The following is a 9,598-nucleotide window of genomic DNA, read 5'->3' as shown; positions in this document are numbered from 1 at the left end:
CGCTTGAACAAAGACAACAGGGCGGCTCCTCGATTGGCCGCTCTGGATTATACTGCCGAGGTTACCGCAACAGTGCCCTATCTCCCGATCCTATGGGCCGTTTATCCGGTGTAAAACGAGGATTATTTTGGTCGAAGTCGAGCAATTCGACCGGCACCTTTTCCGCCTGACCAGTAGGTGGAAGATGTACAATGCCGTTAGCCATCAAGAACCCTCGTAGACCGATTTAGCGCAGAGCGTCGTCCACACTGCCACACTTTGGAGAATAGCAGAGCCGTTGAAGCCCGCCGCCGATTGCAAGTCAACCATGCCGCGGGTTTGGTGAGCCAAAATACCTGTCTCACCCCCTCGAATAGCAGCGCAGGAGCTGGAAAAGTTCGACCGCGCAGCCGAGAGCCCCGATAGCTAACGATAGATCATTTATAAAGGGTGCACGTTGCTCAACTCCATGTGCGTGGAGGTATCGCCTCTGGTGGTACACAAACCTGCAACATAGAGGCTAAATATACCCTGTTAAGCATCTGTAAAATAACAATAATCTATATGTCGGTTCTCTTCCCCTCTGCGAACCGATCCTCCAGGCTGCGCCTGGACGTCGAAGAAAGCACGCAACACGGTGCTGTTCCTCCGTCAGGAAATTATGGCGAAGGCGCCGCTCGCCTCGATGAGCGGCTCCGCCGATGGCCTGCAATTGATGTACACAAGGATCGTCGGCGGGCTCGTGGGACGGAGCAGACCGCTGTTGCGGTCGCGCCGTTTCGGCTCGGAAAGGCAATCCTCACGGCCGCATCCTCACCGGCAAGGCTTTTGCCGGGAGAAGCGCTGGGGCATTGCAGGATGGTTATAGTCTTTCGTCTCCGCGGCCGACGCGGCTCTCCAGTTGGGAGCCTCTGAAGGCACCGTGGCTATGGGAGCGGAGCATTCAACCGTTACATTCATATGCAGTACACTTTCATATCTTTGAAGAAATGCGGCGCTTCGTGAGCGCGTAGACCGGGTCATCCGGGTACGATGCTCCGAGCGGCTGCCGGGGGCTGAACTGCTCTGTCTCGGAGGCCGCCGGCGGGGTCTGCTCCTCGACCCAATCGTAGACCACCGTGCGTTCGGCAATCCGCCATTCCCCTGCCCTCTCCTGAAACAGATCGCAATAGCGGCCACAGAGGAGCACCTGGCGTATCTCTCCGGCCTCGTCCGGTCCGCGTTGCAGCGCGGTGAAGTAGCTCTCGACCGCGGCCTCTTCCGGGCTGATGAACTCGATCAGGACGTTCGTGATCTGATGGATGTTGCGCGGTCCGGTCTTGAAGACACCGAGCGCAAACTGGATGAAGCCCTCGGCCGAGCCGGAATAGGCCCCGTGATGGTCATGTGCATCGGGCCAGTACGAGCTGCGCAGCGCCGCCTCGTCCGCGCGGTCTATCCCACGGCAGTACCGATAGAGGCAGTCGCGGATCGCCTCCCGGTCGCGTAGTTCGGAAATTCTTGCCTGGTTCATCGGCTCTGTCGCGAATGCTGAGATTGGCCAGGAAGAGGCGTTTTCGCGTCTCCGGTCCGCTGCAACGATTTCGAACTGGTCGGCGCTAGGAGGTGGACTGTAAGACGAACCTCGCCTGCCGTTTGCGTATCATGTGAAGCAGCTCGATACCGGAGAGGATGACCCCACTGCCCAGTTGGACGAGGACGGTGGCAGGACAGAGGCCGCGCGCCGTCCTTTTCGCGGTGCGGCCAGGTCGCGCTGACCCCAATTTAAGCCCACTAGACTCTCGATTGAATAAACACCGATTCAAGCGCAGCGGCTGTGCGATCGATTTCCAGTGCACGTTCGGGGCAGGCTTGCGCGCCTCGTGACGCGAGCAGTTCGTCCCCTTCCGCAACATTGATGTCACCGGGCAGGATATAGCCCTCGTCATCAAGCTTGAAGATGTCCGGCGCTTGCGCCCAGCATCGCGCGTGACCCTGGCATGTGGCATGGTGGACGATGATGCGCATGGTTCTACCTCCATGTTTGTGCCCCGGCAGCTTTGGTCAGGACCAGTCCAGGATCAGATTTTCGATCCCGAACACATGGCCGCCATAGGTGATGGGCGCCATACCTTCCTTGATCCGGAAGCCCGGAATGCGCGCCAGCCACTCCTCGAGGCCAATGACAATCTCCCGCCGGGCAAGGTGTGAGCCAAGGCAACGATGCGGGCCATAGCCAAAGGCAGCATGGCGGTTGTCCTCTCGCGCAAGATCGATCGTGTTGGGGCATTTGAATTCCGCCGGGTCACGATTGGCAATCATCGTGGCGCAGGAAACATAGTCCCCTTTACGGATCGGCGCGCCTTCGAAGTCGATATTTTTCGTTGCCACCCGGATCATCTGCACGGTTGGATAGGCGCGCAGCAATTCTTCGGCTGCGAACCCGATTCGATCCGGTTCGCTCCGCAGCAAGTCCTGGTCTTTGGGATTGCGCGCGAGATAGGCCAAGTCAAAGCCTATCGCTGCTGCAACTGTGTCGAGTCCAGCGACGAACAGAAGCACCCCAGTGCCACGGACTTCCTCGTCGGTCAGCGGGCGGCCCTCGACCTCTGCCTGCACGACGAAGGTCATGAAATCGGCGACTGGTTCCTTGCGGCGCATGGCTGCAAGTTCGTCGATGAACGCCACAATCATCCGGGCCGCCGCCGGTCGTTTGACATCGTCGCCGTGGAGCAGATCGTTCGCCCAGCCGACAAATATATCGAGTCGATCATCCGATAGCCCTAGAAAGCCAAGGAAGATGTTGACTGTGAAAGGAAATGCAAAATCCTTCATAACATCGCAGCTTGTGCCCGATGCGGCGATCCTGTCGATCAGCGCGATCGCTCGCTCCCGGACAACCGGCTCCAGCACCATCACCCGCTTGGGCGAGAACAGCGGATTGAGTAGTGAGCGAAAAATGCCATGGGCTGGTGGATCGAGTTCGAGCGGGATCATCGGCCAGTTTTCGCCGAGCACGGAGGCGAAGATGCTGCGATGGCTGGAAAAGGTTTCGGCGTCCTGCAGCACCCTGCGCTGGTCTCTTGTGCGCGTAATAACCCAGGTCCCCCGGCCATTGTGTGTGTTGTAGGGGGAATAAAAGATTGGTGGCCCGGCATGGACGCAAGCGACAGCTGCGTGCGGATCCCCGTTGGGCGTCGGCAGCATGCCAGCCGACGTGAACAGGCTGAAGTCCCTCACCATTTCGGGTGGGACATGATCTGGAACCGGGTTGCTCGCCACTTGGTTTCTCCTCATCTTCGGCTAGACCTTGGCGGTCGTCTTGTCCGGCTTGATGCCCTTGATCACCCATCCGCCGCCCGAGGGCCGGCAGGCCATGCCCTGGAGGGAGGAGGAGGACGATCCGTTGATGAGAGCCGTGAAGTTCCGGCAGATCTGGTCGTCCTTCACGAAGGGAGCGCTTGTGGGCGTGAAGGTGCCCTTCCGGTCGGAGGCCGGATTATCCCAGGAGACCTGGGTGCCGGGCCGCTGCGGATCGAGCGCCACGGAGAGGGCCGCCTTGGCCCGGCGCCAATCCTCCTCGTTGAGGTCGGGCGACAGGGGCACGGCCGTCCGGCTGACCGAGTCCGTGATCTGCGGCTCCTCCTCCTGCAGTCCCACGGTCCCGAAGGAGAAGCTGCAGGCGCCCGCCGACAGGGGGATCATCCCTACGGCGAGCATTTTCATGGCTTCGCTCAGGAGGGCGTCTGATTTATAACGGCGCGCATCGGCCCTCATGGCGCGTCGGGTCTCCAAGAACGAAAAAGTCACACCTAATGACTCCCTAGGTTGCGCGGCATAGCGTTCGCCATCCGACAAGATTGTAAGCCTCTTCACCGGGCAGCGGCCTGGCCGGAAGAGCGGATTGCGCGCCTTCCCGAGCGAAATCTTCGAGACCCGGCATTTTCCTACCTCGAACAGCGCGAGGAGAGCGCCCGAAGATGTGCTGTCCGACATGACACTGCGCGCCGCACCGTCACAAATACCGCAAGGTGATGAACATCCCCTCCTCCGTGCAACGCCGCCGGGAAAAGCGCCTGTGGATTTAGACGAATGGCGATCAAGACTGGCGGCCTTGTCCTGCTGGCGAAAGCCACTCTTAATCCAAGGCGAGCCCGTTCTTGGTCCGTGCGTGGAGGCTTTCGCCCTCCTCCGGGCCGAAGCAGCTGTCGAATTCGTTGCATTCCCGGCAACTGGGCGCGGCGCAGAGCGAAAAACCTTCAGCCTCGCAGAGCTTGCGGTAAAAGTACTTCTTCCATTTCATGTTTTTGGTGTTGCCGGCCGCCAGCATCGGAAAATGCGTGGCAAGCAAGCGGCTGAGCGCGGCCCGGTTGAAAAGGCCGAGGTCCTGCCAGAGATGGTTATTGCACAAGGCACGCCGGGCGATGATCTTGGCGAAGCGGGCACTCACCGGGTCGCCCGGCCGGGCATGCGCGAACAGAAGGCCGCGCAAAAGCTCTTCCTCCATATCCGGCTCGCGGTCGGTCACCTCTTCCAAAGCGAAGGCGTTGACAGCGATAGCGGGGAAATTGCGGGTCAGGACATCCTGCAGCTCGGCACGCGAAAGGCCGGTTGCCTCTGTCGCCTTCGCCTCGCCGGCCTCGGCCTCCTCGAGCGCTCGTGAGAGGACACAGGCAAGCACATGCTGGTCGAACCCGGTCTCCAAGTCGATCGGCCGTCGGCCGATGCTGCGCGATTGTGAGTGTCGTCGCTCATCGGACCAAAAGGACATTCGGAGTCCACGAGGAATAACCGTTTCCCACAGACTGCGGTTCTGACGCAGACCTGACATGTTGCTTTCCTTCCTGCGGCCCATCGATCGCGGGTACCCACAACATGAGTGCCGGTTGGCAGCTCCTTCGGCTCCCGACGGGGGAGTTTCAAAAGGCGTGCCAATTGCGCAGAAAGCGCCTCAGAAATAATTTTCTGGATCCTGGTCAATGGCTTGAGAGTGCGGCAGGACGCCGGGCCGCACACCACCGTGTCGCGGACACGACAAACCCGACAGTCGGTGTCGGTTGCCTGACGTTGTCCCAGGAGTGGCGGACAGGAATGCTCCGCGGGAACAGCGCAGTTCACCCGTCGTCCCACCGCGCTCCGCATGGTCCGAAAGTCGACAATGTCGGACAGGCGGCATCGCAGCATTAGAGCCATTATGTTGTTTTGACATGAGTTTCTCCTTTGGCACGGGACATGCATGGCTCTCCGCACATGCGTCACAGAGTGAGGAGACGGGCTTTGTCGCAAACTGATTGGCACCGTTTATCCGGGGTGATTGCTCCTCGTTTGCACACGCTGGCGCCATCAACGCGCCCCTTGCGCAACACCGCCGCTGTTATTAAGCATGCGGAATCGCATTGCTGGCAACCGCGCGATGACGGATCGATGGACGTTTACGGCCGTTCGGGAAACGGTCGGACCATCCGTCTCGCGCGCGGCGATCATGCCGGTCAGGACATCGTCGATTTCGTCAGACGTTCCTATCCTCGCCTCGACAACCATCCTCACGTGATTGCACCGCCCGTTTTTCTTCTCAAGGAGCACCATTGATGACCGTTAATAAGATGGTTCCCTTCGTCACATTTCGCACCCGAGTTCGCGATGAGTCCATCGAGAGGCCGAACCCCTACCGCTGGGAAGACAAGACGTCCGACGACTATTTCAGCGGCAAGCGCGTCGTCCTGTTCTCGTTGCCTGGCGCCTTTAGCCCGACCTGCTCGACCTACCAACTGCCCGATTTCGAAAAGCTCTATGACGAGTTTGAAAGGGAAGGAACTAACGCGATCTACTGCATCTCCGTCAACGATGCCTTCGTCATGAATGCGTGGGGCAAGGCCTTGGGGTTGCAGAAAGTCAAGCTCATCCCGGACGGCTCGGGTGAGTTCACGCGTAAGATGGGCATGCTGGTTGCCAAGGAGAATCTCGGCTTCGGTATGCGCTCCTGGCGGTACGCTGCCGTGATCGATAACGGCGTGGTGGAGCAGTGGTTCGAGGAGGACGGCTTCTCCGACAACTGCGAAACCGACCCTTACGGCATCTCGTCGCCGCAGAACGTTCTCGAAGCGCTGAAGTCCTTTCAAACCGCGGCCGCCGCACGACCTGGACGAGTCAACATCTCACAGATCCCATGACGCCCGACCAAGTGCGTCGCTTGACAGGAGTTTCACCGTGAGATTCTCAGCAAGCCAGCTTCAGCGTCAGAAGCAATCTCTGAGTATAACACCTCAACTCATTGAGTCGATCCGCTTGCTGCAACTGACACATGCCGAGCTGCGTCAGTTCGTGGAGCAGGAAATCGAGAAGAACCCGCTTTTGGAGCTAGCGCCAAACGATGGCGGGGCTTTAGGCGATGTTTTGTCGACTTCGGCCGAGGATCCGCACATCGGCGCACGCGAAAACGACGTTGATGAGCCGACCAGGACCGGGGCCCCGGAACAGCCCATGCAATGGAAATCAACGCGCGACACAACCAGTATCCCGCCCGGGCAAAGCCTTGCCCTCGGCGAGTTTACTGCCTCCGCCGAAACATTGCACGACCATGTCGCTCGTCAGATCGCCCTCACCGCATACACACCGCAGGAGCGGCTGATTGCTCGCGCGCTTTCCGATCATCTGGAAGACACCGGGTATCTTCAGGTAGACCTTTTGGAGCTGGCCGGGAGCCTAAATGTCCGGGAGGCTGATGTGGAACGGGTTCTCAGAACTTTGCAGCTCTTTGATCCGCCGGGAATCTTTGCGCGTACTCTCAGTGAATGCCTCGAGATACAGTTGCGTCAGCGAGACCGGTTCGACCCGGCGATAGCAACTTTGGTTGCCAATCTTGAGATGCTTGCGCAGCGCGATTTTCAGGCATTGAAGCGGCATTGCGGAGTCGGCGAAGACGATCTTCTCGACATGCTGCATGAAATCCGTGCGCTCGACCCAAAGCCGGGAAACCGGTTTCAGTCCGGAGGCCCGGAATCCATCATTCCCGACGTTTGGGTCCAACCCTCGCCCGGAGGTGGATGGCAAATCGAACTTGAGCCAGACACACTGCCCAAGCTGCTGATCAACCAAACCTATTTCGCCGAAGTCTCACGCGTGACCGCCCATAATTCGAAAGATCAGGCATTTCTCAACGAATGCTTCCAAAATGCGAACTGGCTAATCCGCAGCCTCGATCAGCGCGCCAAGACAATCCTTAAGGTAGCGGCTGAAATCGTCCGCCAGCAGGATGCCTTTTTTGAACATGGCATCGCCCACCTGCGGCCTCTCAATCTCAGAACTGTCGCTGACGCGATCAACATGCACGAGTCGACGATAAGCCGAGTGACGTCGCACAAGTACATGCTCACTCCGCGCGGCGTGTTCGAACTGAAGTATTTTTTCACTGTCGCAATCGCCTCATCCCAAGGTGGCGACGCGCACTCCGCCGAGGCTGTCCGCCATCGGATTAAGGCGATGGTCGCCGTAGAATCGCCTGATGATGTGCTGTCCGACGATGACATCGTCGTCCGACTTAAGGAAACTGGCATCGATATTGCGCGTCGCACCGTCGCAAAGTATCGCGAGGCGATGAACATCCCCTCATCCGTGCAGCGCCGCCGGGAAAAGCGCTTGTGGGCCTAGGGAGGGCTGTTTGGTGGCGGAAGGTTGTTAGGATCGGATGCGTTGCGCGATTGAGGAATATGTTTGGCGCTTTGACGGCCTGCGACGCCGAACTCCTCATCGCAGGAGGACGGGATGCTGTCCATCCACACGCAAGCCCGCACCACCCCGGCCGTTCGCTAGGAGATCGCCCGCTCAGCCGAGTCCGCCGGCGTGCTGGCGAAACACTTCGGGTTCAGTACCGAGAGCATCCGCAAATGGCGTAAGCGCGAAGCCATGACTGTCAGGATCATAGCAGCCGGCCGCGCAAGCTGCCCTGGAAAGCCACCGAGGAAGAGCGGGCGATCGTCTGCGCTCTGCGCCAGGCCACCGGCTTTCTGCTCGATGACCTCGCCTTCGCGGTCACGCACTTCCTGCCGCATCTCAACTGCGATGCGGCTTACCGCATCCTCAAGTCTGAGGGGCTCGGCCGTTACATCGACGACTTCTACAACCGTGTCCGGCGGCATTCGACGCTCGACTATGTCAGTCCGGTTCAGTTCGAAAGGCACGCCGAATAGACAGCAAAACACTCTCCACTAGACCGAAGCAAATCCAGTCAGTCAAGCACACGTGGCCGTGTCGGGCGCGTGTGAGAAACGGAGTCAAAATGACCATGTCTCGCCTTCTCCTTGTTGCCGCGTTGTCCGGAACGATGCTCGCCGGCGCCACATATATCGCCTAGGCTTCTGATTTGATTGGCCGTATTAAGGCGCCCGCCGCTCCAGTTGTCACTGTCAATACCTTCCGCCCTTGGATGATCCGTGGACGTGCCCTCGTCGTGCATCCGCAACCTAATGCCGATTTGAACGTAGGCGGCGATGTCGACATCTCGACCTCGGTTGTGCCCGAACTGGACATCTCATACTTCTTCACGCCCAATTTGGCGGCCGAACTCATCCTCGGCGTGACGCCTCATCGGGTGAAGGGGGCTGGAAGCCTTGAGAGTGTCCGGATCGGCGATGTGTGGCTGCTTCCGCCGACCCTCATGCTGCAATACCACTTCACTGATCTCGGCATGGTCAAGCCTTACGTCGGCGCGGGCATTAACTACACCTTCTTCTTCGATGAGAAGGCGAAGGGCAGCTTTGAAAACTTCAATCTCGCGAACACGTTCGGCTTCGCTCTACAGGCCGGCGTCGATATCATGATCGACAAGCATTGGGGCATCAACCTTGACGTCAAGAAGAACTTCCTTGAGCCCGATGTGAGTGTCAATGACGGCGCGATCAATGGCAAGGTCAAGATCGACCCGTGGCTGATCAGCACCGGCGTGACTTATCGGTTCTGAGCTGGCTGACTTTCAGCTCGATCTCCGGAAGAGGCTTCAAAATCGAAGTCTCTTTCGCTCTGTGGGGCACACTCTGTGGCTGCAGCTTGATCGAGATCATGTTGCAATCCTTACGAGAGGTCTGGTCTTTCCCGCGACGATCGCGGGAGATTGATGGGCCAAGCGGCCTATTGGGACTTCGTGATCGAGATCGCGCGTAGGCTATCCGAGCAACAGAGCTTTCAGCCGCTGCCACGCAGGTGGGTGGTCGAAGTAGTCCTTACGCAATGGACAAAAGCGGACGTGCTCACTCGCAAGGCTGATGGGCACCACATAGTGGATTTCGACCTCGTCGCCCGTGACGACGACACGGTGGACGAGCAACAGCACAAGCTGCCAGCGCTGCTCGAAGGTGGCCTTCGCCAGCCCGTGCTGCAGCCGCTCCCGAAAGGCCTCCAGGGAGGCTGCGATACCGGCCAGTTGCTGCTGGCGCTGCGCATCGTTGCGCAGGAGCTCCTCCTGATCAGCCAGCGCCTCCATGCGCTGCTCTATCCGTTCCTATTCACCAGGGTTTACTGCATTGACCTGATCTGCGGCGAGGCGAGCCAATCTGTTGCGTCTCTTTCACCGCAGCGAGCTCTGGAACGTGGGGAACGCGTTTGCAGGGATTGGCTGGGATGATCGGGGCGATCGTGGCCCCGCCGT

At 59.2% G+C, this 9,598-nt stretch carries 10 protein-coding genes and 2 pseudogenes; 6 read left to right on the top strand and 6 right to left on the bottom strand.

The window, feature by feature from the left end:
• Window positions 1-952: 952 nt before the first annotated feature.
• From JKL46_RS33335 to JKL46_RS33320, 4 genes are all read right to left on the bottom strand, one after another.
• Entirely contained in the window at window positions 953-1,492 is a 540-nt protein-coding gene (locus JKL46_RS33335; protein ID WP_009495349.1) for a nuclear transport factor 2 family protein, read from the bottom strand.
• Window positions 1,493-1,752: 260 nt separating this feature from the next.
• Complete coding sequence (locus JKL46_RS33330) at window positions 1,753-1,986, bottom strand: ferredoxin (RefSeq protein WP_009495348.1); 234 nt, start codon at window positions 1,984-1,986, stop codon at window positions 1,753-1,755.
• A 36-nt stretch (window positions 1,987-2,022) separates the two neighbouring features.
• Entirely contained in the window at window positions 2,023-3,240 is a 1,218-nt protein-coding gene (locus tag JKL46_RS33325) for a cytochrome P450 (protein WP_201842667.1), read from the bottom strand.
• 21 nt (window positions 3,241-3,261) lie between these two features.
• The gene (locus JKL46_RS33320; RefSeq protein WP_040639794.1) at window positions 3,262-3,684 is read right to left on the bottom strand and encodes an RT0821/Lpp0805 family surface protein; all 423 of its coding nucleotides are present in this window, start codon (window positions 3,682-3,684) and stop codon (window positions 3,262-3,264) included.
• 270 nt (window positions 3,685-3,954) lie between these two features.
• On the opposite strand from JKL46_RS33320, the pseudogene JKL46_RS37205 reads away from it, so the two are divergent.
• A pseudogene (locus JKL46_RS37205) lies at window positions 3,955-4,046 on the top strand (RNA polymerase factor sigma-54); the annotation flags it as partial.
• A gap of 50 nt (window positions 4,047-4,096) precedes the next feature.
• Here JKL46_RS37205 and JKL46_RS33315 read toward each other — a convergent pair.
• The gene (locus JKL46_RS33315) at window positions 4,097-4,729 is read right to left on the bottom strand and encodes a nitrogen fixation protein NifQ (RefSeq protein ID WP_246529708.1); all 633 of its coding nucleotides are present in this window, start codon (window positions 4,727-4,729) and stop codon (window positions 4,097-4,099) included.
• A gap of 506 nt (window positions 4,730-5,235) precedes the next feature.
• Between JKL46_RS33315 and JKL46_RS33310 the strand changes: the two genes are divergently transcribed.
• The 5 genes and pseudogenes from JKL46_RS33310 to JKL46_RS33290 all read left to right on the top strand — a co-directional run bounded on the left by JKL46_RS33310 (window position 5,236) and on the right by JKL46_RS33290 (window position 8,914).
• The gene (locus JKL46_RS33310; RefSeq protein ID WP_201842663.1) at window positions 5,236-5,547 is read left to right on the top strand and encodes a hypothetical protein; all 312 of its coding nucleotides are present in this window, start codon (window positions 5,236-5,238) and stop codon (window positions 5,545-5,547) included.
• Window positions 5,547-6,128, top strand: coding sequence for a peroxiredoxin (locus JKL46_RS33305; RefSeq protein WP_201842661.1), 582 nt, complete (start codon window positions 5,547-5,549; stop codon window positions 6,126-6,128). The genes JKL46_RS33310 and JKL46_RS33305 overlap by 1 nt, the downstream gene beginning before the upstream one ends.
• A gap of 37 nt (window positions 6,129-6,165) precedes the next feature.
• Window positions 6,166-7,605, top strand: coding sequence for an RNA polymerase factor sigma-54 (gene rpoN, locus JKL46_RS33300; RefSeq protein WP_201842659.1), 1,440 nt, complete (start codon window positions 6,166-6,168; stop codon window positions 7,603-7,605).
• Between the two features lie 165 nt (window positions 7,606-7,770).
• Window positions 7,771-8,057, top strand: a pseudogene (locus tag JKL46_RS36095) (IS481 family transposase); the annotation flags it as partial.
• A 323-nt stretch (window positions 8,058-8,380) separates the two neighbouring features.
• Window positions 8,381-8,914 (top strand): OmpW/AlkL family protein, encoded by a 534-nt coding sequence (locus tag JKL46_RS33290; RefSeq protein WP_246529707.1) that lies wholly within the window; start codon window positions 8,381-8,383, stop codon window positions 8,912-8,914.
• Window positions 8,915-9,115: 201 nt separating this feature from the next.
• On the opposite strand, the gene JKL46_RS33285 is transcribed toward JKL46_RS33290, so the two are convergent.
• Window positions 9,116-9,433 (bottom strand): hypothetical protein, encoded by a 318-nt coding sequence (locus JKL46_RS33285; protein WP_201842656.1) that lies wholly within the window; start codon window positions 9,431-9,433, stop codon window positions 9,116-9,118.
• Window positions 9,434-9,598: the final 165 nt, after the last annotated feature.

Origin of the sequence: Microvirga zambiensis WSM3693 (assembly GCF_016735695.1) — a bacterium.
GTDB lineage: Bacteria > Pseudomonadota > Alphaproteobacteria > Rhizobiales > Beijerinckiaceae > Microvirga > Microvirga zambiensis.
This window is presented reverse-complemented; position numbering and strand designations above follow the sequence as displayed.

What these genes read in the sequence shown, in the direction of transcription:
- JKL46_RS33335 (WP_009495349.1), bottom strand. Translation starts at nt 1,492, where the DNA reads ATGAACCAGGCAAGAATTTCCGAACTACGCGACCGGGAGGCGATCCGC.
- JKL46_RS33330 (WP_009495348.1), bottom strand. Translation starts at nt 1,986, where the DNA reads ATGCGCATCATCGTCCACCATGCCACATGCCAGGGTCACGCGCGATGC.
- JKL46_RS33320 (WP_040639794.1), bottom strand. Translation starts at nt 3,684, where the DNA reads ATGAAAATGCTCGCCGTAGGGATGATCCCCCTGTCGGCGGGCGCCTGC.
- JKL46_RS33315 (WP_246529708.1), bottom strand. Translation starts at nt 4,729, where the DNA reads ATGTCCTTTTGGTCCGATGAGCGACGACACTCACAATCGCGCAGCATC.
- JKL46_RS33305 (WP_201842661.1), top strand. Translation starts at nt 5,547, where the DNA reads ATGACCGTTAATAAGATGGTTCCCTTCGTCACATTTCGCACCCGAGTT.
- JKL46_RS33290 (WP_246529707.1), top strand. Translation starts at nt 8,381, where the DNA reads ATGATCCGTGGACGTGCCCTCGTCGTGCATCCGCAACCTAATGCCGAT.
- JKL46_RS33285 (WP_201842656.1), bottom strand. Translation starts at nt 9,433, where the DNA reads ATGGAGGCGCTGGCTGATCAGGAGGAGCTCCTGCGCAACGATGCGCAG.